This window comes from Paenibacillus sp. FSL H7-0442 (genome assembly GCF_038593105.1).
Taxonomy (GTDB): Bacteria; Bacillota; Bacilli; order Paenibacillales; family Paenibacillaceae; genus Paenibacillus; species Paenibacillus polymyxa_D.
Genome location: NZ_CP151963.1, coordinates 2,754,179 through 2,780,174, shown reverse-complemented (window position 1 = coordinate 2,780,174; position 25,996 = coordinate 2,754,179). Strand labels below are relative to the sequence as shown.

Below are 25,996 nucleotides of genomic sequence, written 5' to 3'. Positions count from 1 at the left end.
ATCAATGGTGCGGCAATTAAGAGTTAGTTATGTTCTGTTTATTGCAGGGTTATTACTTACAGGGTGCGTAGATCGTACAGAATTGAACGAATTAGCCATCACAACAGCAACTGGAATTGATGGCCATAAGGGCGACTGGATCAATACCTATCAAATCATAATTCCATCAGCTATGACGACTGGATCAGGTGGTTCTTCCACCGGGGCATCGCAAAGCGCTGTACATACCTTTTCTACACATGGAAAAACATTGAGAGAAACCGTTACGAAGAGTAGCCTGGAATACCCGCGTAAACTATATTTTGCCCAAAATAATATACTCGTTATTGGAAAAAAAGCAGCAGAACAAGGCATTGAAGAGATTATTGATATTTACCTCCGCAACCTTGATTCACGAGAAACTGTAAAAGTATTCATTGCCAACGGAGAGGCTCGTGATTTTTTAAAAAAGCTTGTACCACCAGAGAAAATTCCTGGTCAAGCTTTAGAAAAGATTATAGAAAGAGATAGCAAATTAGGATCAATCTACCCCGCAATATCCATGTATGAATTTATTTCGAAAATTAGCTCCGATAGTGGCGCAGCCGGAGTTCCAGAAATATCTCTTGAGGGTTCAGAGCCGGAGAAACTAGACTCTGTTGATGTTTTCAAGGAAACCTCCGCCAAAAATAAACTCAAGTTATCGGGTTTAAGTATTTTTCAGAAAGACAAGAGAGTCGGCTTTCTAAATGAAAAGGAAAGTATGGGGGTTTCATGGTTAAACAACCAGATTAAAAACACTACTGTAAACTATGTAGATGGGAATGTTACGTCCGCTTTCCTCATCCGGAAAGCCAAGATTAAGGTTACGCCAATCAAGAATTTAAATCATTATTACCTAAACGTTGACGTTAAAGCTACCGGTGATCTTCTGTCAGCCTCTTCCCAAAGAGAAATGAAAAATATGCAAAGTACACATCAATTGCAGATGCAAGCAGCAGAAACGATCAAATTGCAAATTCAGGAAGGCTGGAAAGCCTTACAGCAAAAGAATATCGACCTTATCGGTATTGGAAATAAAATCCATCACAAGTATCCAAAAGACTGGAAAAAAATAAAAGAGACGTGGCCTGGAGAGTTAGCAAACATGGATATAAAAATAGATGTAAAAATGAAGCTTGCACGTCCAGGATTATTCGAAAAATCTTTTAACGAACTGTTGAAATAAGATAAACAGGGAGAGGTGAATTGAAGCCATGCGTCAAAATACAATCCGACTATCCGAGTTGATCATTTGTATGTCTTTATTTGAAGTTGGAAGTACAACTTTGTTTTTAATGGGGGCTGAAGCAAATCAAGATGCTTGGTTAGTCATGTTGATAGGAGCTTTAGCAGGACTACTTCTGCTAAAGCTCCATCTTGTTATTCACCATCAAGATCCTGAATTAGATTTGTTCATGTTGTTTCGCCGTTACACTGGGAAATATGTGGGCACACTCATCAATTTACTTTTTGTGCTGTATTTTACATATGAAGCTTCTCGGAACATACGCGATTTAGGCGAGGTGACAGTAATGACATTGCTCCGCCAAACCCCTTTGTGGATCATCATCTTGATCACAATCGTGGTTGTATCCAACACGGTTCGTTACGGCTACAAAGCATTTTTCTTATTTTGCTTGTTCCTTTTCCCTTTTTTTGTACTTGGATACGCCATAATTAGTATATTAATTCCGGCAACTGGTCTCTTTCACTTGGAAAATTCCCTTCCAGTTTTAGAGGAAGGATGGAAACCCATATTTAAAGCCGCTATTCCTGAGCTTATCTCCTTTCCATTCGGACAAACTGTGTTATTTCTTGTATTTTATCCGCTCGTACATAAAGGCCGGAATCTCACAAAACCCGTTTTCTTTGCCTATATAGTGACCGCACTTGCTCTAACATTTATTAATCAATTGGATATTTTTGTTCTCGGACCTAAGATCGCCGCTAATAGCACACTTCCACTTTTGGAAACCGTTCAGTTGATTGAATTAGCAGATCTGTTCGAACGAATGGATGCCCTTTTCACCTTGCTTCTTTTTCTTGGCTTGATCATCAAAATGTCTTTATTTTTTAACGGTGCAGTGATAGGACTTGAAAAAATAACTGGAGTCGGATTTAAAAAATGGATTCTTCCCCTTGCTGCACTTATTTATGGGCTTTCTTTTTTGTCGCCTAACTATACTCATCACATGGTAATCGGTCGGAAATTTGTTCTTAATTCCTGGTTTCCTATTTTTCAAATTCTCCTCCCTTTGTTACTATTTGTGGTTATTGTCATCAAAAAAAGAAATCTAAAAAGCTGAGACCTTTTCATTTATGGAGTGTATCGATAAGGTACATCCTCGCTTCATAAGGACGCATTTCTATTTCAGAGATGTTATTTGGATAATTGGATATTAGCAACTGCTTAGTCTCTGCCAGCTCTTTCTGAAGTGGGAGATGGGTTGTGTATTTTTGAAAATTACATACTACAAGTAGTTTGGCTCCTTTCAGCGTTCGAGTGTAAGCGAACAAATCTTTATTCTCGGGATACATCAGCTCATAATCCCCATATATGATCACTTCATGATCTTTCCTTAATCGGATTAGTTTCCGATAATAATGGAATATGGATTCAGGGTTATTTAAACTTTCTTGTGCATGGATATCCTTATAATTCGGGTTTATTTTAATCCAAGGGTTCCCTAATGTAAAACCAGCGTTGTCGGAAGCGTCCCACTGCATTGGTGTTCGAGCGTTATCACGCCCCTTTGCAAAGACTGACTCCATAACTTTATCTTCAGGGTATCCTTTCTCAATTCTATCTTTGTAGAAATTTAGTAACTCAATATCCCGATAGTCTTCAATTGGATATTGAACATTCGTCATTCCTAATTCTTCCCCCTGATAAATGTATGGTGTGCCTCGCATGCCATGAAGAAGGGTTGCCAACATTTTAGCCGATTCTATCCTGTATTCTCCGTCATCTCCCCAACGAGAAACGATTCGGGGTAAGTCGTGATTATTCCAAAACAAACTGTTCCAGGCATCCCCCTTCAGCTCTGTCTGCCATTTAGACAACACTTTTTTTAATTCTAGAAAATCTAGAGGCTTAAGATCCCACTTCCCTTTCCCCTCTTGTTCGTCCAAACTAATATGTTCAAATTGAAATACCATTGAGAACTCACTGCCGTCCGGGTTGCTATACAATTTGGCGATCTCTGGCGTAGCGCCCCATGTTTCTCCAACCGTCAGCAGGTCTCCAGCTTTTTGAAACGTCTCCTTGCTGAGTTCCCTGATATACTTATGCAGATTCGGCCCGTTGCTGGTAATTTTCAAATCTGGCTCTTTTCCGATTAAGTCAATTACGTCAAGCCGAAAACCGCCTACACCCTTGCTTATCCACCAATTGATCATTTCGTAAATCTCTTGCCGGACTTTTGGGTTTTCCCAGTTGAGATCCGGCTGTTTTACAGAAAAAAGATGTAAATAATATTGTCCTATCTCGGGTACCCATTCCCAAGCTGAACCACCAAAGATGGAACTCAAATCGTTTGGTGGCATTCCTTCAACGCCATCTCTCCAGACATAATAGTCATGGTACGGATTTTCTTTGCTTTTTTTTGCTTCTTGAAACCAGGGATGCTCATCGGAAGTATGGTTTAACACCAAATCCATTATGATTCGAATGTCACGTTTCCCAGCCTCATGAATTAACATCCCCATATCATCCAAAGACCCGAACATCGGATCAATATCCCGATAGTCCGAAATATCATAACCAAAATCATCCTGAGGGGATTTACAAACTGGTGATAGCCAAATTGCACCGACACCGAGTTGCTGCAAATAGTCTAGACGTGAAACAATTCCTTTCAAATCGCCGATTCCATCACCATTACTATCTTGAAAACTCCGTGGATATATCTGGTATACAACGATTTCTTTCCACCAATTTTTATTTTCCATTGTTCATTACAACCCTTCCAATACACAAATAGTATTTTTATCTTAAGCAAGTCACAGCATATAATTACTCTTTTACCGATCCTACAACAATTCCAGTCACAAAATATTTTTGAAGCAGCGGATAAATCAGCAGCAGCGGGATGACAGCGACTACGATTTTGGCCGCATTTAAATTTTTGTTTGAAATTTCAGTCAAGTTGCTGAGTTGTGCTGAGTTGGTGCCGGATTGAAGAAGTTCCGCAATGTTCACGTTAAGGGACTGAATATAAGTCATTAGCGGATAATTGCTGACTTGGGTCATATAGATCAAACCGCTAAAGAAATCATTCCACGTTCCCACGATACTGAATAGTGCTACCGTCGCCAGCGCAGGGATGGACACGGGAACATACACTTTGAACAGGACCTGGAGCGGATTCGCCCCATCGATGAATGCTGCTTCTTCTAGCGCCTTAGGTACAGCAGAGAAGAAGTTCATGACAAGGATGACACTGAATATAGGGACAGCTCCCGGTAGAACAAGCGACCAAATTGTATTAAGCATATCGAGGTTTTTGATCAGTAGATAACTCGGGATCATCCCGCCGCTGAACAGCATGGCAAAAATCATGACATTCATATAAATGTTTCTACCCCTAAATTCCCTTTTCGACTTGGAGAGCGGGTATGCCATTAAAATAATAAGAATCATGTTGAGAATAAGTGTGAGCACAACACGTAGAACAGATATGCCAAAGGAACGCCAGAACTGAGCATCATCGATAATTTTCGTATACGCTGCTGTTGTAAAATTGACCGGTACGAGACCTACAGCATTAGCTGACACGGCCTCGCTGCTGCTGAATGAAATCGCAACGATATTCCATAACGGAAGAAGGCAGATCAATGCCAGCAATATGACGATGGCATTGATGACAAACCGGCCAATTCGATCTTTTAGGCTTACAGAATATGACATAGGCTTTGCCTCCTTAGAATATTTTTCGGTCGGTGTATTTCTTGGCCAAATGGTTGGCGGACAATAGCAAAACAATACCGATCACTGACTTGAACAGGCCAACAGCCGTACCGAAGCTATACTGTCGCCCAACGAGTCCAATCCGATATACATAAGTATCCAGAATATCTCCCGACTCATAGACAACCGGATTATACAGATTATAAATTTGATCGAAGCCGGCACTCAAAATATTGGTCAGACTCATCACTCCCATGAGCAGGATAATAGGCAGCATACCTGGCAATGTAATATGCCATACTTTTCTCCACCAGCTGGCTCCATCCATTCCTGCCGCTTCATACAGACCCGGATCAATCGAAGTAATTGCAGCCAAATAGACGATGGAACTGTAACCGAACTCCTTCCACACGTCTGTCCCAATAATCAGCGGCTGGAACCAGGTGTTGCTGCCGAGAAAATTAATATTCTCCAGACCGAAAAAAGCCAAAATTTGATTCACAATTCCATCCAAACTGAACATGTTAACAACCACGGATGCTAGAACTACCCAGGATAAAAAGTGTGGCAAATAAACAATTGTCTGTACGGATTTTTTAACGAATTTGATGCGGATCTCATTTAACAAGATGGAAAAAATGATAGCCATCATTGTTCCCAATAGAATCTTGGCAATGGCAATCACCAACGTATTACTAAAAACCTGTGCGATGTCCGGCAGCTTAAACATATAAATAAAATGCTTCAGCCCTACAAATTTGGAGCCAAACATCCCCTTGGCTGGTATATAATCCTGAAACGCCGTAATGACACCGACCATCGGAACATAGCTGAATACCAGTAAAAATAAAATCCCCGGAAGCATCATCAAATGATACATGGCACCCGTGCCCAACCGACCTTTTGCTCTATCATTTCCCTGTTTCATGGATGGACCCCTTTCCTGAAGAAAGGCTGCTTATCGCAGCCCTTCTAGCAGTTCATGATTGTTTATTTTTCGGATGCAGCCTCGTCTTCAATTTCCTGAATTACCTGGTCACCACCTTGTTTCTTCCAATTGCTAACGAAAGTATCGAAGTAATCCAGAGATTCTGCACCAGTCACGATTTTGATGAAAGATTCCTGCTCCATCTTAGTCAGATTAGCCCATGTCTGTTTCATGCTTGGTGTAGTGCCAGAGAAAGCGGGTGTCATCCAAACGAATTTGTTTTCCCGTGTCAGTTTGTCGATGAGTCCCACTCCGTTGATACGCGAGTGATATTTCGCCCAGGCTGTTACGTTATCCGTATCCATATCGCTCAAGTAGGTTTGAATACTTTTAATATTGTTCTTTGATTCTGTCGTCCGGACCTGATCCAAACTAATCTCCCCTTTAATCCCGCGAACAATGTCAGAGTAATCATCCAGCAGCGAGGTAGCCGAGTTGACTTCAATATTAAAAGGTCTGGTAGAACCGTCTACGCCGTTCTCTTGATACTTGGCGGCTTCTGGCATAGATGTTTCCACATTTTTATCATTTGCCAATTTATCGTAGAAAAGGTTTACTATTTTAACGGCGAGTTCCGGGTGTTCATATCCTTTTCTCACAACGATAAACTGATTGGCTGGATTGGCGTGTGCCACGTTTACCTTTCCGTCTGCATCCTCCAAAGTGTAAGCCGTGAATTTCGCATTCTTATCCATCTGCTTCACGCTGCTGAGACCCCAGTCAGGAATATGCCATGGTCCAAAAGCAATGCCGCTTTGACCGTTGGTGTACAGTGCCGTAATATCATCAAATGTGCGTGTTCCAAATTGCGGGTCGATGAGGCCTCTCTTGAACCAATCTGCCATGACGCCTAACATCTGCTTGGTTTCCTTAGTTGTCGAGCCATAAACAATGCTGCCGTCCTTCCCCTTCAACCAGTATTGAGGGAATGCACCCTTGGTGGAGGCAACTCCGAGCATGGTATAGGCAGAAGCATTATAGTCACTTGTATTCAGGGTGTTCACAAAGGGAATACCTACCGGTTTCCCGGATTGGCCAGGATCTCTTTTCAAGAATTCCTCGGCCGTTTTCTCCACATCATCCAGTTTGATGGCCCCGTCTCCGTCTGCGTCAAGTTGGATTCCCAGTAGATCCAGCCAATCCTGACGAACCCAGACCATGGTTGGCGCGGAATCTAGGGAAGTAGCCGGAAGTCCCATTAAACGTCCATCTATCGTCGCACTGTCCAATGCACGGCCCTCATAAGAGTCGTATATGTTCTTGATGTTATCTGTGGCATACTGCTTGTAAATTTCCGTCATATCTTCAATCAGATCATTATCAACCAGTTCTTTGAGTTCATCCTTGGAATCAACACGCATCATGTCAGGCAGTTCTCCAGAGGCGATGGCGAGAGAAACCTGACGGCTGTAATCTTCTCCGTTGGCTTCAAATTGGTCTTTAATCTTAGCGTTAAACTTTTCTTTAACCAGCCGAGTATACGCGTTGTTCTCATACGTATCTCCAGCCGGCAGTTTCGGGTTGGCTGTAGTCACACGCCCCATCGTTACGGTTATTTCGTCTTTATAGGCACTGAATGGGTCTCCCGGTGTTGCCTCATACTTGCCCGCTTCCTCCGCAGTGGGAGGGTTGGAGGAGCCCCCACAGGCTGCAAGGGTTGAAATCACCAGGGCAGACATCGACAGCGCAGCCAGACGTCTCGTCAACAATTTGCTTTTTATGAACCATTTAGTTCTCATCACATTCGATTCCCCTTCGTTCTGAATATTTCTCTATCATTGTTGTTTGCGCTTTCATTATAAAGCTCGGAGAAGACAAATCGAGATAGGGATTGAACGTCTGTTTGGATAGAGGAATGTATGCGGGTTCATTTGGGATCAAAAAGCCAAAGTTGGCTTGTAAGCATTTATCCTACCTACCGACATACATTTGTCTATCCTTACTTACTAATCAAAGTGAAGAACAAAAAAACCGGCAGCTCCTGAAACAGGAATCGTCGGCTTGATTAATGGAATTATAAAAGTGTCTTATAGAATTTATCGTATCACATTCATGATGATCTTCAGCGATGGTTATGGAGTGCAGTCACCTCCACAGTCACTTGATCGCCCCCTTGTTTCTTCCATTCCTCGACAAATTGATCAAATGAATCGGTCGGTTCAGCGCCTAAAATAATTTTTAAAAATGTATCATGTTCCAGTTTTGATAGTTCACCCCAAGCCTTCTCCATCGTTGGAGTTCGTATATAGGTAAGGCTTCGAACTTTATGGATGTTTGGATCGAAAAAATTTCTTCCGCCTACTAGAAGCGAATAACCCCGCATAAAGCTGTTGCTGTGTTCATTCCAATAGGAAATACCATATTGATCATAAGGCTTCAATTTGGTTTGTTTTATTGTCGAAACCAAATTTTCCAGCAATTTGTATTCAGACTTGTCCTTGAAATCGGCGGGTGTTTTGGTTCCCATCAGAATATCCTGCGCGGCCTTTGTTTCAAATCGTGCTTCATCTGTCGGAGCTAAGAAATTGCGGCCCAGCATAAAACGCGTACCGTACTTGAACTCATCACGAAGGTACAGATTGTTAATTTTTATGATCGCTTCGGGATGAGCATATCCTTTTCGTACCACCAAGAATGAACTTGACGGATTATCCACCTTCACATGGTATGCACCGTTTGCATCCAGTGGGAGTGCGTATGCTTGCCAGTTCGCCTCCGGCTCGTTCTGCCAAGCGCTCGGAAGGGGCCAGTACCCAGCATAAAAACCTTGAAAGAACATCCCCGCCTGACCGTTAATAACTGTTTCTTCCGCTTCTTTGCGGAGACCCAGTTCTGGATCGAGAAGGCCTTTGGCGTACATTTCACGCAGTTTGACCAAGGCGTCCTTCGTTTCCGGTAGAACCGAACCGTATACAGGTTTTCCATCTTTGCTCAGCCAATATCCCGGAAAAGATCCATATGCTGCGAAGATTGGCGTTAGATCAAAAGAAAAAGCACTGTTGTTGAAATCGTTATACAGTCCAGTGCTTGAAGCAAGGCCAATCGTATCCCGCTTACTGTTTCCATCTGGGTCATTCTCCACAAAGGCCTTGGCGATAGCTTCCAGATCATCTACCGTTTTCGGCGGTTTCAGTCCAAGACGGTCCAGCCAATCCTGTCGAATCCAGAGCATGCTGAAGTCTTCCGCTGTCACAGAAGGAACAGCCATTATCTTGCCAGCGAAGGTCACTTGTTCCATAGCCAATCCGTTTGTGCTATCAATAATTTTTTTTATTTCCGGTGATGCGCTGCTATTGTATGCCTCGGTTAGATCTTCAATTTCACCAGCCTTGATCATCTCGTTCAGCTGCAGCTGATTTACAATCATGGCATCCGGCAGATCATTGCTGGCGATAGCCAGGTTGATTTTCTGACTCAGATTTTCCTTCGATACCTGCCATAATACCTGAACATCAATGTTAAGGTTTTGTTTAATCACCGTTTTCCATATATTCTTCTCAAGTGTTTCTCCTCCAGAGAGATCCGCGCCTGTTGGGTCTACCGCATATCCCAGTCGGATGGAAACGGGATGTTCATATTTCCCAAATGGATCGGCAGCGGTAGTGTCCGAGATTGTTTTCGTTGGTCCCATTGGCGATTCCCGGAAGTATGGTTTGCTGAAATATACGGTCACTGCAATTAAGCTGACGACAAGAACACATACAGCCATCTTCTTAATCATCGCTTTCCCCTCTTTCGCCCGGTTTATTGGTCATCTGGGAGAGTACGCTATTTATCCCCTCTGCCGAGGTGTCGATATTCGCTTGGTAGCAGACCTGTCAATTCGCGAAAAATTCGGCTGAAATATTTTTCATCCGTATAACCCACTCGCTCCGCAATCCAGAAAATCGTGTTGTTTGTATTCAATAAATACTCTTTAGACTTCTCTATTCGTATAAATCGGGAGTACTCATTAAAGGTTTTCCCCATCAGATCCTTGAAGCATTGACTGAAATAGCTTCGGCTGATGTTCAGTTGCTGGGACAGACCTGAAGCTGTAAAAGCTTGGTCCAAATCATTGTGCATGATCATAATCGCTTTTTTCACGGCGTCTACAATTTCCTGTGAATACGAAGTCTGTTCATCTGACTTACGAATGCCCTCAGAGGTCTGCTTGATCCACTCTTCTACCTCGTACCAGGATTGAAAAGAATGGATCATTGAGATTCTACCCAGCGTAGTCTGGGCAAAAAGGTGATTCCATTCCATAACTATAGAGTATAGCAATCCCATCAGCTGGCCTTTATGCAGTCTTAGTGATTTGAGCTGTTCAATCAGTTGGTTGTAGTAACTATCGTTGTGGGTCCATGGTGATAGGAACCAACTTTGCTTAATACGATCCATGTCTTCATCCTTCGGTTCTATTGGAAAAGAGTCCTCCACATCCATCGAAACGGCAATGACAGGATCATAAGGGTTGTATGCATAGAATAAGGACGTTTCTGTATAATTCATAATCCAGTTTTGGATTTGCGACCATGTTCGGTCTTGTACATCGGATATAACCAGCAAGGCGCCTTGGGGAACTTGATCCAGGGATTCCTTCAGTTTATGGAACAGCTGATCCTCTACGTCCATGGGTGCCGTCCACATCCAACAGTTCCGTTCAACCTCCCATCGGATCTCGTCTACATTGGATGTCAGTTCAATCGGCCAGCTCTGTCCTGACTTGCGATCCAGTGAAACAAGTGCATACACATGGCGATAATGGACATTGGTCTCACTTAGCAGAGGCAGCTTTCGTCTTGTATTCGCCAGCTCGTCAATCCGAGCATGTATTCGATGCAGCACGTGTTCGAATTGCTCCTTCTCGAGCTGAACTTTGGCTATATAGTCGATGGCTCCAAGTCTGAGCGCTTCCTGGATATAATCGAAATCTTGATGCAGTGTTAATACGACAATATGTAGTTCTGGATAGAGCTGCCTTGCAGCTCGCATCAGTTCAATACCTGACATCACCGGCATCGCGAGATCCGTCAACATCAGATCGACCGGTTGGGCTTTCAGAAAATCCAGTGCTTTCAACCCGTTACTTGCTTCTCCTACAACCTCCATATTGAACTCGTTCCACGGCATCGCAGAGCTTATTCCTTTTCGTACTAATTTATCGTCATCCACTATCAATACCTTAATCATCCTCAAACATCTTCTCCTTTGATAGGAAGTATGAGCAGTATACTTGTCCCTGTACCCAATTCACTTTCGATCACCAGTTGTGCTTGATCTCCGTACTGTGCCCTCAACATGCGGTGGACATAATTGAGTCCAATGCCCATCCCTACTTTTTTATGTTCAGTTATACGATTATTCAGAAGTCTTTGAATCGCTTCCTCGGTCATGCCTGCTCCATTATCCTGTATTAAAATATTCAGCGTTTTGGCAAGTGTAACTTCAATTTGAATAAAACCTTCGTCACTCAGTCCATGATAAAGTGAATTTTCAACCAACGGTTGCAAAATAAAACGAGGCACAGGTATTTGAAGCACTTGATCATCCGCTGAAATACGTACGTCAAATTCAAAGTCATATCGAATTTGCTGCAAGATTAGGTACTGTCTTAGCGCATCAATTTCCTCTTCCATCGTGGATACTTGCCCTAATTTACCCAAATTGTAATACAACAGCTTGTTTAAGGATTGCACCAACTTGTCAATCTCCCCTTGTCCGTTCATGACGGCCAGCCAGTGCACAGTATCCAGCGTATTCATCAGAAAGTGAGGATTGATCTGATATAACAATTTTTCCACTTCCAAATCTGCACGAATCTTCTCTTTCTGCTGCACTTCCTTGAACAGGTCGCCGATTTGATGCTGCATATTTGAGAATTCCCCCAACAGAAAATCAAACTCGGGAATTTGAGTGCGGGTCTGGCTGCCTGCCTTTTGTGGATTCTGAGACATTCCGTTAATTTCCGAATGGAACAGACCGAGTGGTTTGTAAACCATCTTCCACAGAAGCCAAGCCAGAAATACGGTAAAGCCGAGAAAAAATAAAGCGACCAGTAATATTTGAAGCAACCACTGGTTTTTCTCCTGTTGATACTTAGCCTGCGAAATTACCGATATGACGCTCCAATTCTGACTGGAGTCCTCCTTAAACCAATGGTAATCACGGGATATTCCATCTTTTGCAGTACCTTTCGATATGCTGGAAAAATTCTCTCCGACCTTCATCGCTTCTGGAATTTCACTGTAAACAATGTTGCCCTCACCATTCAGGATTAAATGCGATAAAGCTCCTTTGTATTGATTGTAACCCAGTATATCCTGTGTAAGACGAAAGCCGGATTCGATGTAAATATATACATCGTCCCTTTGAGGCAGCTGTACCTTTCGCATAGCAGATAAAACAAGCTGATCATCAAATCGGTTCATACTCATATGGGGACCATAGTACGCAATGCCATATGATTTGGAAAGCACAGGCAAAGACTCGGGAGAAAAACGATCTTTGATGGGAAAGTTAGCGAACTGTGTAGTGCCTTCTTTCTGGAAATAGTATAAGGTCAGACCTATATTCGGATTAGTAAACGTTACGACATTTAACTCATTCTTTAATTCATCTCTAGCCTCAATCAATTCAAATATATTGGAGGAAGGCTTCAAGACTTCATCCAGTTTTTTGCCTAATGTACCACTATAGGATAATTGCTGAGTAACATGATTCAGGTTGGTAATTGAATTTTCCAGTGATGAAGTTACCTGCTGTAGATTGCTCCTAATTCCATCATTGATTTTATTCGCAAAAATGGAATCAATGGTATAGTAAGAAATTGCAAATATACTGATAAAGGGAATAAATGCGCTGAGAAAAAACAATAAAAAGATTCTTTTTTTAAGTGTCATTCCGACCCATTCTCCTTAGGTAAATGAAAGAGCAAGCCCCAGGTTATGAGCTTGCTGTTTATGAATAACAGCTCTATCAATTATCGTCTTCCTCATAGGCAGCGACCTATTTGAAAATTGGCGACATCTTAATCCGATTCAGATTGAAAAAATCAGGATACCTCCATCTCGGTGAGGTCCAATTCTGTTCATAATTATAGATTGATATTCAAATATGTCAAACGCTTTCATGGAATTCATAGAACTTATTCTCTCTTCCTCTTTGCATACATCGACTTGCCGTTTTTAATTGCTTATTGTAGTTGAATTTTTAGCATGTAAAAAAGACTCACTCCGTCTTCAACAAGTGGAATAAGCCTTCTAAGCTTTCAATAACATTTTCTACTCCTAATTCTTACAAATGTTGTTGTTGATCAGGATTGGATGCCAAAGCAACAAATAATTTCTCTCCTTCACTCAGCACTTGTAGAAATTGTTCTCTGGCCAAATTGGGAGCAAACACCAGTAACTCGGCCTAACGATTCATATTTTTCCTTCTTACTAACGTTTAACTGTAAACCTCTTGTTCCAGCACCCGATTTACAGCCTTGATAAAGGCAAGATAACCACCATCGGTATCGTGCCGATGAGGAAGAGCCAAAAGCATTGTCTCTTCAACCTGGTTATCGTCTAACTCATAGCTGTTTGTCAGGATTTCTCTGATCTCATCGACGGGTGTACCGAGAGCAAACTTCTGAGCTGCTTTATAGATATCATAGTTCTCATAGATATCATAGTTCTCATAGATATCCTTCCGTGTCAACTTCTGCAAATCGATAAAATCATATATTTTTTTAACGAAATACAGCACCGCCAGCACAATTGAGATCAGACCCGCAATTGTTAAAATTTCATTCATTCCCCATACCTCTTTCCCTTTCCACTCAGTTGACAGCTTAGCCGATGAAACAGACGAACATGGGAGTGCCCATCTCACATGCCAAACCTCCTTATCCTCTCTACTTCCGAATTCAGCGTAACATTTTCACCATTAGTTTAGGATTAGGGTTTTCATATAGGTATAAAGATCACCTTAAGATTTAGATGACAGATGAAAAATAAAGAGACCATGCTCCAAAAGAGCATGATCTCTAATTACATCATTATAATATGATTACCTAGCCATCATCTCCAACCTGAAGCATACGATAACCAACTCCGATATGTGTTTGAATAAACTTAGTTTGTGATGATGTTTTTTCTATTTTTTTTCTCAGCGTTGCCATAAACACACGCAGGGCAGGAATGTCATAGCTGTGGCTGCCCCAGATTTCATGCAGAATAAAATTATGGGTCAGTACTTTGCCTACATGTTTTGCCAGCAGGCAAAGCAGTTTATATTCGCTTGGGGTCAGGTGAATTTCTTCTTCACCAATCCATACGCATCCTGCTGCATAATCAATTCTCAAATTTCCATTAATAAAGCTGGAAGCATCCTTCAGGAGCTTATCACTGTCATTTCGAATTCTTCGTAAACTGACTCGAAGTCTGGCCAGCAGTTCTTCTACACTGAAGGGCTTTGTTAGATAATCGTCCGCTCCAGCATCCAGCGCATCTATTTTATCCCGATCTTCGCTGCGTGCGCTGACCACGATAATAGGCATATTCGACCATGCACGAAGCTTTTTTATGATATCTACACCGTCCATATCCGGCAGCCCCAAATCCAGAATCATTAGGTCCGGCTGCTTGGATACTGCTTCTAAAATCGATGCTTCCCCTGTTTCAGCCGTATGGTATTTATAACCCTGTGTCTCCAGGGTTGTCGTAATCAGCTTGCGGATGGGTTTATCGTCCTCCACAACAAGGATAAAAGGTTTATTCATGAACATTCACTTCCTCAGCTTGCAGGGTAAAATAAAAAATCGTCCCTTTAGGGACATTGTCCTTAACACCAATAGTACCTCCATGAGCATTCACAATTGATTTGCACAGAGAAAGCCCCAGCCCTAATCCACGGCGTCCGTCCCCATGAATGTTGTCTGCCGTATAAAACATCTCAAACAGTCTGACCTTGACTTCTTCTGAAGAAATACCGGGGCCATCATCTGAGATTTCTACAACGACTATATGTCTTTCGTGTCTTGCGGAAATCGTGATGTGAGAGCCATCTTGGGTATACTTGATTGCATTATCAATCATATTGATCAATACCTGAACAATAAGTCGGGAGTCCATTCGAGCCATCATCAATTCATCATCCAATTCCGTCTGAATGACATGCTTCACACTGTTGCGATTCACATGAAGCAGAGCCTCCGAAATGACTTCCTCCATTAATTCTGCCTGAAAATTAAGATTTAGAGTACCACCTTCGATTCGACTAATGGACAGCAAATTTTCTACTAAATTGATCAGCCACATGGAATCGTCATATATATCCGTATATAGACCTTTTTTTTGTTCCTCGTTTAGTACCTCTGAGTTTCCAAGAAGAATCCCCGCATTGCCTGAGATGCTGGTAAGAGGAGTGCGTAAATCATGAGAAATGGACCGAAGCAGACTGGCACGGAGTTGCTCCTGCTGGATTTGCATGGAGATCTCTTGTTGTCTTTCGTTCAGTTTTTCTTTCTCCAGCGCCAGCGCGCATTCTCCCAGCATGGCAAGCATTAGGCTATTTTCAAAAACTTCTAAAGGTTCTTCCTCATCCATTACAATAGCTGCCACCGCAAGAACCTGATCTCCTCCACGCACCGCATGATATAGACACTTAGCGCCAAAAAAAGTATCCGTCGTAGCTCCTGCACGCTTGTTGTTTTTATACACCCACTCTGCAACTGCACGTTCGTTGCCTCCTGTGTAGACCCCTGGATCAACTGCAGATTCTTTCTTTGGAAAAAACTGCGGCGCCGACAGTTCCCCTTGGTCAACTGAATAGAAAATGACCATTCTGTCCAACAACTTCACCATTTGATGCGCCATTTCATTAATAATAGCCGGAGAGTCTTTGGCCTGTTGCAATTTCCGGCTTGTTTCCAGAAGCACCTCGGTACGGTAAGCTTTTTGCGCGGACTGCCGAGCCTGCTCTCTAACTCGCATAGTTAGTGTACTCGTCATGAAAGAAGCAGCCAGCATGACCAGAAAGGTGACCGGATAGCCTGAATCATAAGCCTGTAAAGAATAATAAGGCTCGGTAAAGAAATAATTAAACACAAGTACACTCATAACCGAAGAAATGGCGCTATACATTCTGCCCTTGGTCACAATTGCATTTAACAAAACCCCTAGAATGTACACGGTGATAATGTTAGCTTCTCGGAATTCCAAATACTTAAACCACAAGCCAATAATTGTGCACACAGTCAAGATAACAATGGTCTTGATAGTATCTGCCAACGACAGCATTGGGTATTTTTCGTAAAAAGGCAATCTTTTATATAAGGAGGACTGAGTATAGGGGATAATATAGATTTCAATATTAGGAAGCAAGGCCGTTAGTTTATCCATTACATTGGATTTTGCAAGCCCTCTTCTCTTGTAAGGGGAGCGTCCTAGGACAATTTTCGATACATGGCTTGTTTTGACATATTCGGAAATCTGTCCTGGAATATCGTCTCCATACATCGTTGCGATTTGTGCACCCATTTGCTCAGCCAGCCTAAGGTTTTCCCTTAACTCCGCTTTATTTTTTGATGTCAATTCTCTCGCTTCTGGTGTTTCCACAAACAACGCGGTGAAATGACCATGAAAAGCTGCCGCCATTCTTGCTGCTGTTCGGATCACTTTCTTATTGGAAGCAGCCGAAGACAGGCAGACCAGAATATGTTCTTTCGTATCAGATTCATTTGTTATCGCCTGCTCACTGATTTGCTCCGCAATTCGGTTTAACTGACTTGCTGTATTACGCAAAGCAATTTCACGTAGAGCCGTCAGCTTCTCCTTGGTAAATAAATGAGCCTGTGTATTCTCCTCCTCAGGATAAATCTTTCCCCTATTCAAACGTCCTATTAAATCATCCGGTTCAATATCGACTAATTCCACCTGATCAGCACTGTCAAATACACTGTCCGGTATGCGTTCGTCAACGGAAATGCCAGTAATGGAGTAAACAATATCCGTTAGGCTTTCGAGCTGTTGAACATTCATCGTCGTATATACATGAATTCCTTCGCGAAGAAGCTCCTCCACATCTTGATATCTTTTTTTATGTCGGCATCCTGCCGCGTTGGTATGGGCCAAATCGTCCAATAATATAAGGTCAGGGCTTCTCTGGAGCGCTTGGTCCAGATCAAATTCCTTAGTTGAGGATTCTTTATTTGAAATTTTGATGTAAGGAAGAAGTTCAAGTCCTTCCAACAGCGCCGCAGTGTATGGCCGGGCATAATGTTCAATATATCCAACTACGATATCTATACCCTCTTTTTGCTCTTCGTGGGCGTCGCTAAGCATCGCACAGGTCTTCCCAACACCTGGTGCATATCCAACATAAACCTTCAATCTTCCTCTTCTTTTCCTTACCGGCAAGTCAGTAATTTGATCAAATATGGACTCGGCATCGTTCTGTTTTGCTGCCATCCTGTGCCCACCCTCTATTATATATCTCTCAATCCTTAGTATATCATGGGCAAAATCAGTACCGTATTACGAATTCGCCTACAGCATTAAGATTGTATTAAGATCCGTTCTTATGTAATAACATCCTTAAAGAAGCCTCAAAATCCTGATTCTATACTAGCTTTCTCAGTGGAAGGATAGCAGCAAAATAATATAAAAAACTTTCTCAAGCTGGCTAAGTGCGAACTTAAATAAGTTTCAGTTTTTTTGAAAAGCCTATACAACAAAAAAAGCCGCCAAAATAGCGACTTTCAATAGGACTATGTTCTTGTCCCTCGACAAATGCTGATCTGAACCGCCAAGCTCAATATTGCATTGCAAAACGACCGAGCCGTAACCTTGCATTAGCGGGTAAAAGAATTCATGCAATGAGATAGGTTTCCCAAAAGCAATTCATACAAGCCGCTCCCCTGGACCTCCCGACCAAGCTGTATTTTCTTTCTTGGAAGTCAACATCTCTTCGCCTGTGCTTTGTGCTTTGGGGAAAGTATAGCTATTGTTCGTTTTCCCTATAGCGTTGCTTGCTGTCACTTCCAGCGTATAGCGGGCACCGGGCAGATCACCCGTGCCTATCGTTAGTTTGTGGTCGGTAGTAAAAAACCGCCGTTCAGTCTCTAAGTACCACTGTCGACATCGGTGTAATTGAGCATCTCCTGACTATCCCCTTGGAATGTTCCTTCCGGTTTATCGATCGGAACCGTCGGTTTTGTCCCATTGGGATTTTGCGGAGTAATCCGTCCTTCCTTGATCCATCTCTCGCCACTTACGGCATATCCAGGCATTTGCGATCCGGGTATCTGATTTCCACTTGAGTTGAATATGACCTTCGCCTGCGTCCAGTCCGGGGCCCTATACACGAACCAGCCATTGCCTTCATCCTGCATGGCCACGCCCGGCCAAGCAGAGCCTTCCCTGAGCGGAGTCATGGAATCATCGTAGTAGTAGATGTTCGGTACTCCCCAGCCGGAAGGCTTGTAGAAATGAACGGTCATGCCCGAGCTCGGTTCCTCCTTCGTATACCTGAACATCTTCTCTGTTTGACCAGACAAATTCGCGGCGACTATTTTCAGAACAAACGTCGATCCGATTGGAGTTCCAGCGCCAATGCTGACCATATCTCCCGAACTGAACGGAGTCACCGGCCCCCCGTTCAAAGTGTACGTTGCCGAGTCTGCATTGGAATAGTTCATTCTCACGTTAACAGAATCTGTGAAAAAGGCTCCTTCCCCAGGATCGACGGATACTGACGGAGTTTGTTGCGCTGCGCTATACAGTACGGCGATCCTGCCTCCGTCCAGATGGCCGGTAATTCTGCCGTTCGACACCGTAAACGATCCACCGCCATTGGCCTTGTTCTGGTAAACGCCGTCCTCCAGTCTGGTAGGGGAGTTGATTTGAGCATTGCCTCCAAGATTCACAATCGTCATGCCTTTGGTTCCGCGTTCAACCTGCATAATTTGATTCCCTTGCGTCCTAATGTATTCGTCTTGACCTACCATAGCATTGTGGAACTTGTTAATGGCAACGACGTCCGGGTCCTTCCAGAGCGTATTCCCCGCATCGCCGAGCCGATTCGCAAATTTCCCACCTCCTGTCGGTCTGTTGAAGAACAGAGAGGTCGTCTCCGCCCGGGAGGCGATGATTGCCCATCCCATTTTGATTTGCCAATCGTTCAACCCCGTCGATTCGCTGTTGTCGTTGGCATAAGTGTCATGCGATTCGACCCAGGTAACTAATTTGGAGGGGCTTACATTATTAGCGTTAAAAGATTTGGCCGCATCAACATTGATGCCACCGTGATAACCAACGGCGCTTCTGACACTGTCCCCATAGCTGGAGGCGGCCAAGCTGAGGTAATTGGCATAGCCGGCAAAGTTGTCAGCTCCACCTTGAAGCACTTCTCCGTAATTAAACAGTCTATCTTTATTGTTTAACGAACCCAGTACCCGGGGCCAGAAGTTGGAGCCCCCCGGATCGTTGGGTAACTCAATATGCTTGGCGGCGTCGAATCTGAAGCCGTCGGCGCCCAAGGAAATGGCGTCATTCAGGAAGCCGATAATGATATCTTGCAATTCCTGATTAGACGTGTTGAGGTCGGGCAGACCAATTCCCCACTGTGTGACTTGCCAACGGTCATTCCAGTTTTCCACACCTCTGGCCTCATGCCAGAAATAGCTGTTATTCTTGATTGCCGAATCAACATTATGCGCCGGCTGATACTGCTGATTTCCACCGCCCGCATTCCCCGTATGATTGGCGACAACATCAACAATGATACTTATGCCGTATTTATCCGCTTCCTGGCAAAGCTGTCTGAAATCATCCCTGCTTCCCAATTGAGAGTTGCCGATTTTAAAGTTGATGGGCTGGTACAAAATCCACCACTTGCTGCCTTCTGTCAACCCTTCCTTGCTGGCTTGGATTGGCGAAGTTTGCACCGCTTTAAATCCCGCCTGAGCCAGTTCCGGAAGGTTCCTGGTGATGTTGTCAAAAGACCAGTTCCACGCATGAAAAATAAGACCATCCTTCGTTCTTTCCGGGAGTTCGTAGTTTGCGACAGCCGATAGCTTCGCATCCGAACCTCCTAACTGCCGAACATCGGCATTCGCCTGTGCTTCGGGAGTAAAGCCATTCGTTTGCAACAACAATACGACAAAGAGAACGATACTCCAGGTACGCCTCAAGATGGGGCTTGTCTTCCTCCTCATACTAAACTCTCCTTTTAAATTTTATTTTACAACCAACCTCTCTTGAGAGATTAGGAGTAAATAAAAGAGGGCAAAACAACATGTATACGCTTCCAAAAAGGGCAATCGTTTGCACATAATTGAGCTCAACGACATGATTTCATTTATTTGACAATTTGTCAATGCTTATATTAAAGATAAATTTCCAACGGCCTTTTTTCCCCCTCATTATTATTCACTGTGCCTTCAAGACTTTTTGGACGTTGACTTCAATTACGAACTGGTTTTCTTAGATTTGAATAATGTCCCTGCAATTGCATTGACTAGTAAAAGTATGGTTGATATAATCATAAAAGGAAAAATCATTGGCATAGTGCCCTGTGGATGTTTTTTTCATATTTTCTTTTGTAAGCGCGTACAATGATTTATTTCCCTACATACCATGGAGGAGGCGATCAATGAATCTATTTTATCCAAATAAATGCCTTTCTTTTTTTTACTTTTAATGCAACCGGTTGCAAAATCCATTCCACTAAATATTATCAGGAGGTTGTTAACTTGCTAAGAAAAAAAACTGGGAGTTTTATTTCTTGGTTGATTATTTTATCGCTTTGCTTCAACTTCTTCGGCTTACCCGGCGTAGCTTCGAGTAACAACGATTATACAGCCACCTACACGAATTCCACAGCGACTGCTCTTCCATCGACAACCGCTTCGATCACGTCTACCGTTACCGCAACGTATGCACCTACCACAACAACTAAATCAACTCAAACTGGGTTAACGGTTCACTTTAAGAAACCTTCAAGCTGGAATTCAGCGATTCGAATCCATTACTGGAATCTGAATCCGGCAAGCGTTCCGATAAGCGGGGCGTGGCCGGGAATCCTGATGAAGTCGGATGGAAATGACTGGTACAGCTACACCATTGCCGATGCCACAGGCTCAAGCCTCATTTTCAATGACAGTAGCGGCAAACAAACGGCCGACTTGTCCCGCAGTGTGAAAGAGGGCTGGTATTACACAGATAACACATGGTATGATGTCAGCCCGGAAATGCCTAAAATTCCGGCGATTTCCGCCTCTCCTGTACCCAAAACATATGATTCGTCCCAAACGGTGACGCTTTCCAGCACCAACAGTGATGATAAGATTTACTATACGATAGATGGTTCGACACCTACGACATCCTCGACCTTGTATACCTCTCCAATCCAAGTTGCTTCCTCTTTGACCATTAAGGCCTTCGGTATCAACTCAATCGGTCAAACTGGAAATGCATCCTCTTTTGATTATGTAATTGACCTGAATGCAGATCTGCAAGCTCCGACAATCACAGCGAATTTGCCTGCCGGGCATTCTGATTCCTCGGTGACTGTATCCTTTAACCTGAAAGATAACAAGGCGGCAACGACCAAGGCATACTATACGGAGGATGGTACAGAACCAACCACAAGCTCAAAAGTCTATATTCTCGGCAACGCGCTGACCGGATTGACTGGACCGTCTATTCTTATCTCCAAGACTACGACATTAAAATTTCTCGTTATAGACGGCGCTGGTAATCAAACCAAGCAGAGCTTTGTTTATAATATTGGAAATAAGAAGGATTTTCGGGAAGACACCATCTATTTCGTGATTACTTCTCGGTTCTATGACGGTGATCCGAGCAACAACGTGCACGCATGGGATGATGGAAAGGCGCGCAATCCAGATTCGGACCCGGCTTGGAGAGGAGACTTTAAGGGGCTGATTCAAAAGCTCGATTATATCAAAGCCCTCGGATTCAGCGCCATCTGGATTACACCTGTTGTGCAAAATGCCAGCGGTTATGATTACCATGGTTACCATGCTTTAAATTTTGCCAAAGTAGACCCACGGTATGAATCGGCGGGAGCTTCTTATCAGGATTTGATCAATGCAGCCCATGCCAAAGGGCTGAAGGTTATTCAGGACATCGTCGTCAATCATACGGGTAATTTCGGTGAAGAGAATCTGTACCCCATGTTCAAGAAAGATCCGGCTAAACCGGATACTGCTAACAACTTGGTGAAAACTACGGATAAGCTGCCACCAAACTATGATACTATGACACCCGATCAGCAGTATCAGGCAAGGCTCGCCTTAATGAAGAACGAGGGAACGAACAATAACATTTACCATACAGAGAAAAGTCTTTCCTGGGAATCCTATACGGTTCAGACTGGTCAGATAGCGGGAGATTGCGTGGATTTGAACACGGAAAACCCTGCAGTTAACAAATATTTAATTGATACCTACAATCACTATATTGACATGGGTGTTGACGCTTTCCGTGTCGATACGGTGAAGCATGTGAGCCGGTATATTTTCAATAAATACTATATTCCTGCCTGGAAAACAAGAGGCGGCTCGGATTTCTATATTTTTGGAGAAGTAGCCACACGTTACAGAGATGTTTGGAACAGTGGAATTCCGGCGATCTCGACGCCATTCTATACTTGGAAAAGCTCGAAATCGTATCCGGGCGATGGAAAGAATGACTACGCCTCCAATAAAGCGTCAGTTGAACAAGAGTGGACGGACAACTCTACTACAGCAGGACAGCCAACCTCGAACAATGCTCTCTTAAACGGAAATACCTATCATACGCCTGACTATTCGATGAAATCGGGCATGGATGTGATTGATTTTCCAATGCATTGGGCATTCAAGACCGCGCATGAAGCATTCAATATGAGAAGTGGCGACCAATACTATAATGATGCTACGTGGAATGTAACCTATGTCGACTCGCATGACTATGCTCCTGACCAGGCTCCGGAAAATCAAAGATTCGCGGGCACACAGGACACTTGGGCTGAGAATCTCGATCTGATGTTCACCTTCCGCGGAATACCCGCTATCTTCTACGGCTCCGAAATCGAGTTTCAAAAAGGGGCAACTATTGATACAGGTCCAAACGCACCGCTAAGCAAAACGGGACGAGCATATTTCGGCGATCACGTGGAAGGCAATGTTACGGTACAAGATTACGGCAAATACACAAATGCTACTGGCACGCTTGCGGAATCGCTCAACCATCCTCTGGCGAAACATATCAGACAGCTTAATTTAATCAGAAGAGCTGTTCCCGCCTTGCAAAAAGGCCAGTATTCCACAGAGAATGTGTCGGGCAATCTGGCGTTTAAGAGAAGATATACCGACAGTGCCAAAGGCATTGACAGCTTTGCATTGGTCACGATTTCAGGAAACGCCACGTTTACCGGAATTCCGAACGGAACCTATGTGGATGCGGTGACCGGTGATTCCAAAACCGTTACTGATGGCAAGATTACCCTGACATGCTCCGGCAAAGGAAATGCAAGGGTATATGTATTGAATGGTAGAGGTGGAATTGGAGAAACGGGAACCTATCTGAAGTAAACGGTAGTATGTCTTAGATAACTGAAGCAACCTCAGTTCGGTATTGCACTGTGCTAAGGTTGCTTCCAATTAAAAAGTATATCTAAGAGAGAGAGTCAGGATATTGCTCTGAACTAAATTTTTAACGGATGGGAGTGAACCAAGATGCCCCAACGACAGCTTCTATGTGCGTAAATTCTTCCGTATATTTAATGACCAACAACCATCAAGTATTAGCGGTTATCCCGCCCCTAGAACTGATAAAGCGTGAGCACGTACCCTGCTCTCTTGTCCATTCCGTTGTTGTTTATCCCCCCTGCATTGCTCCCCGAAGGATAGAGGCTATCAGACGCTTAATGTATGAAAAAAATGATTTAGATGGTCGGCAAACAATTTAGGATTTTCCATAGCGGCGAAATGACCGCCTTTATTCGCTTTCTCCCAGTACGTAATATTATAGACGCGTTCTACCCAGCTTCGGGGAGGCGTGGGCAGCTCCTTGGGAAATAAGGAAACCCCTGTTGGAACAGTAACGCGCTGACCTTCGGTGAAATGCAGTTTATTATTCACGCGATCCCGAGACCAACGACTGTTGGATAACAGCTTTGGTGTACGTACATGGTATAGAATTCGCGCAGGTCAGTGTTATGGAACTGGATCGTAAATTTACAGATATTGATTTTGAACTGAGTGCAATTTCTTTGTGAGCTGGTTTCGGTAGAATTGCAAAAGAACGACTTTTATAATTATAGTCAAGGAATGATGCATAGCTTTTTGCTTTCCGAACTGCTCACAGGCGAGCTCAATGATGCTAATGTCATCGCAATGCGACTGGCTCATCTGGACTGGACGCTTACACCTACCTAAGAGTGATGACCTTGACAGACCTGAAGAACAGCTTTTTTGACGGGAAAGTTCAGTTAGTTGCACAGCATATGATCCAATTGCTACCGGATAGCCGCTGGATCGTATATCAGGGACGCATTGTATTTCTCATTTCCCTCGTTGATTCATCCTGTAAAATCATTGCTGAAGACAAACGATTTCTGGAATTTCTCCAAGTAAACGATCTAACTGCTTCGCTGAGTGACTGCTTTAGTCATTTAACTTTTTTGCGAAAATATTATAAGCAATGCCTAACCGCCGTCGAGATTGGTTTCCAACTTAATTCAAACAAGTCAGTGTATATGTATGAGGACTATCTCTTCGAGCATATTGGAAAGATCATATCGGAACAGAACGATCTCGCTGACTTCTGCCATCCAGTTATCCAAAAGTTAATTGCTTATGACAATGGCCACAAAACAAGTTTACTGCCCACCCTTGAAGCCTATCTTCAATATGTGGACACTCCAAATCTTGCTGCTAAAACACTTTTTATTCATAGAAATACTTTGTTCTATCGAATCAACAGGATACGTGAACTTTTCGAGATTGATCTAAGCGATGGTGATATTCACCTGAAGCTTCAAATGACTCTTCATTTTCTAAAACTGAAAACACAACGCGGCGATCCTCAAGATCAGTGATAGAAGGCTAAGAATATGCAAAAAAACATGCAGACAAAATTTCTTGTCGATACTTTGTCTGCACGCTGGTCTTTTCTAGCTACCATAAGCATTCAGATAGTTCGCTGCTGTTCTAAGATGAGCAGCAGTTTTTCTAATTCCATCATTATTCAGCTTACCAGCTTTAGGCCAACTGCTGAACCGAGTACCATCGCGATGAACAGAATTCTCGCGGTATTACGCGGCTCACTGTAGAAGATCATGCCCAATATGGCTCCGCCAGAAGCTCCAATACCGGTCCAGACAGCGTAGGCCGTTCCCATTGGTAGTGTTTCCATGGCCAGGGATAGAAACAAAAAGCTCAATCCAAAGCCTGCAAGCAAGTAAAAAGCAGACAGGAAATTCCGGTCTTTATGGAGTTTATTAATCATGAGAACTCCCATCATCTCAAATACGCCTGCCAAAATAAGAAATACCCAGTTCATACGTCAGTGCACCTCTTTTCCTTGTTTCTTCTCTTTGCTCTGTATTTTGAGCCCTACAACTCCGAGCAGAAGCACCCCAATTAGCAACAATTTAGATCCCTGTACCTCAGCACCAAACAACAAAATTTCTGCTAATACAGTGCCGGCCGTTCCCAATCCGACAAATACTGCATACACCGTACCTACCGGAAGCGTACGGGAAGTCATAATCATGAGTATGAAACTTACTAAAATGGCAACTAAAGTGCCCCCCCACTCTAACCAGCCGCTGGCATGTTTCAGGCCGATGACCCATCCAACTTCGAATAATGCCGCAACTACAACAGATAACCATGTCTTGTTCATTCTGTGCTTCCTCCTTTTAGATAATGCTGCAAATGTAGTATGGATTTATAGCAGCAATAAAAAAAAGCCTGAGAGAATACTGCATACAGCAGTTTTTCTCCCAGGCTTTTATCCCTCCGTGGCACAGTACGACGACTGTGAGTTTTCTCTCGGACCAGCCGATATTATCGCGGAACCCTAGAAAACATTTTT

General features: G+C 43.3%; 20 protein-coding genes, 1 pseudogene and 1 riboswitch. Of the genes and pseudogenes, 5 read left to right on the top strand and 16 right to left on the bottom strand.

All coding sequences use genetic code 11. The features are described 5' to 3' along the window. The first annotated feature begins 4 nt into the window (after positions 1–4). Entirely contained in the window at positions 5–1,207 is a 1,203-nt protein-coding gene (locus MHH57_RS12180) for a Ger(x)C family spore germination protein (protein ID WP_165150641.1), read from the top strand. 28 nt (positions 1,208–1,235) lie between these two features. After that, positions 1,236–2,327, top strand: coding sequence for a GerAB/ArcD/ProY family transporter (locus MHH57_RS12175; RefSeq protein ID WP_165150639.1), 1,092 nt, complete (start codon positions 1,236–1,238; stop codon positions 2,325–2,327). Between the two features lie 7 nt (positions 2,328–2,334). Here the strand turns inward: MHH57_RS12175 and MHH57_RS12170 are convergent, their stop codons facing one another. The 13 genes and pseudogenes from MHH57_RS12170 to MHH57_RS12110 all read right to left on the bottom strand — a co-directional run bounded on the left by MHH57_RS12170 (position 2,335) and on the right by MHH57_RS12110 (position 20,079). Beyond that, positions 2,335–3,972, bottom strand: coding sequence for an alpha-glucosidase (locus tag MHH57_RS12170; protein WP_342435129.1), 1,638 nt, complete (start codon positions 3,970–3,972; stop codon positions 2,335–2,337). Positions 3,973–4,036: 64 nt separating this feature from the next. Continuing rightward, positions 4,037–4,930: a carbohydrate ABC transporter permease gene (locus MHH57_RS12165; protein ID WP_023988798.1), complete on the bottom strand. Its 894-nt coding sequence runs from the start codon at positions 4,928–4,930 to the stop codon at positions 4,037–4,039. 13 nt (positions 4,931–4,943) lie between these two features. Beyond that, positions 4,944–5,858: an ABC transporter permease subunit gene (locus MHH57_RS12160; protein ID WP_029515318.1), complete on the bottom strand. Its 915-nt coding sequence runs from the start codon at positions 5,856–5,858 to the stop codon at positions 4,944–4,946. Between the two features lie 62 nt (positions 5,859–5,920). After that, positions 5,921–7,657, bottom strand: a complete 1,737-nt coding sequence (locus MHH57_RS12155; protein ID WP_342435128.1) for a sugar ABC transporter substrate-binding protein — start codon at positions 7,655–7,657, stop codon at positions 5,921–5,923. Positions 7,658–7,980: 323 nt separating this feature from the next. Then, on the bottom strand, positions 7,981–9,639 hold the full coding sequence (locus tag MHH57_RS12150) for an extracellular solute-binding protein (RefSeq protein ID WP_342435127.1): 1,659 nt from the start codon (positions 9,637–9,639) through the stop codon (positions 7,981–7,983). 47 nt (positions 9,640–9,686) lie between these two features. Continuing rightward, on the bottom strand, positions 9,687–11,093 hold the full coding sequence (locus tag MHH57_RS12145; protein ID WP_165150634.1) for a response regulator: 1,407 nt from the start codon (positions 11,091–11,093) through the stop codon (positions 9,687–9,689). A 2-nt stretch (positions 11,094–11,095) separates the two neighbouring features. After that, on the bottom strand, positions 11,096–12,802 hold the full coding sequence (locus MHH57_RS12140; RefSeq protein ID WP_029515322.1) for a histidine kinase: 1,707 nt from the start codon (positions 12,800–12,802) through the stop codon (positions 11,096–11,098). Positions 12,803–13,349: 547 nt separating this feature from the next. Next, complete coding sequence (locus MHH57_RS12135) at positions 13,350–13,700, bottom strand: hypothetical protein (RefSeq protein WP_341039344.1); 351 nt, start codon at positions 13,698–13,700, stop codon at positions 13,350–13,352. Positions 13,701–13,959: 259 nt separating this feature from the next. Continuing rightward, positions 13,960–14,667, bottom strand: coding sequence for a response regulator transcription factor (locus tag MHH57_RS12130; protein WP_029515325.1), 708 nt, complete (start codon positions 14,665–14,667; stop codon positions 13,960–13,962). Beyond that, on the bottom strand, positions 14,660–17,356 hold the full coding sequence (locus tag MHH57_RS12125) for a sensor histidine kinase KdpD (RefSeq protein WP_209950305.1): 2,697 nt from the start codon (positions 17,354–17,356) through the stop codon (positions 14,660–14,662). The genes MHH57_RS12130 and MHH57_RS12125 overlap by 8 nt, the downstream gene beginning before the upstream one ends. A gap of 321 nt (positions 17,357–17,677) precedes the next feature. Next, positions 17,678–17,788, bottom strand: a pseudogene (locus MHH57_RS12120) (hypothetical protein); the annotation flags it as partial. Then, positions 17,789–17,926: a hypothetical protein gene (locus MHH57_RS12115; RefSeq protein ID WP_342435126.1), complete on the bottom strand. Its 138-nt coding sequence runs from the start codon at positions 17,924–17,926 to the stop codon at positions 17,789–17,791. It abuts the pseudogene before it with no gap. Between the two features lie 83 nt (positions 17,927–18,009). Next, a complete protein-coding gene (locus tag MHH57_RS12110) occupies positions 18,010–20,079 on the bottom strand; it encodes a starch-binding protein (RefSeq protein WP_342435125.1) in 2,070 nt (689 codons plus the stop codon). Positions 20,080–20,640: 561 nt separating this feature from the next. On the opposite strand from MHH57_RS12110, the gene MHH57_RS12105 reads away from it, so the two are divergent. After that, entirely contained in the window at positions 20,641–23,487 is a 2,847-nt protein-coding gene (locus MHH57_RS12105) for an alpha-amylase family glycosyl hydrolase (RefSeq protein ID WP_029515329.1), read from the top strand. A gap of 324 nt (positions 23,488–23,811) precedes the next feature. Here the strand turns inward: MHH57_RS12105 and MHH57_RS12100 are convergent, their stop codons facing one another. Next, the gene (locus MHH57_RS12100) at positions 23,812–24,036 is read right to left on the bottom strand and encodes a hypothetical protein (protein ID WP_340885416.1); all 225 of its coding nucleotides are present in this window, start codon (positions 24,034–24,036) and stop codon (positions 23,812–23,814) included. Positions 24,037–24,189: 153 nt separating this feature from the next. On the opposite strand from MHH57_RS12100, the gene MHH57_RS12095 reads away from it, so the two are divergent. Both MHH57_RS12095 and MHH57_RS12090 read left to right on the top strand, forming a co-directional pair. Next, complete coding sequence (locus MHH57_RS12095; protein WP_342435124.1) at positions 24,190–24,333, top strand: hypothetical protein; 144 nt, start codon at positions 24,190–24,192, stop codon at positions 24,331–24,333. A gap of 11 nt (positions 24,334–24,344) precedes the next feature. Beyond that, on the top strand, positions 24,345–24,995 hold the full coding sequence (locus MHH57_RS12090; protein ID WP_342435123.1) for a helix-turn-helix domain-containing protein: 651 nt from the start codon (positions 24,345–24,347) through the stop codon (positions 24,993–24,995). Between the two features lie 149 nt (positions 24,996–25,144). Here the strand turns inward: MHH57_RS12090 and MHH57_RS12085 are convergent, their stop codons facing one another. Together MHH57_RS12085 and MHH57_RS12080 are read right to left on the bottom strand one after the other, a co-directional pair. Continuing rightward, a complete protein-coding gene (locus MHH57_RS12085; protein ID WP_023988641.1) occupies positions 25,145–25,459 on the bottom strand; it encodes a multidrug efflux SMR transporter in 315 nt (104 codons plus the stop codon). A 3-nt stretch (positions 25,460–25,462) separates the two neighbouring features. Further along, a complete protein-coding gene (locus MHH57_RS12080) occupies positions 25,463–25,804 on the bottom strand; it encodes an SMR family transporter (RefSeq protein ID WP_340885412.1) in 342 nt (113 codons plus the stop codon). Positions 25,805–25,899: 95 nt separating this feature from the next. Continuing rightward, positions 25,900–25,996, bottom strand: a riboswitch (guanidine-I (ykkC/yxkD leader).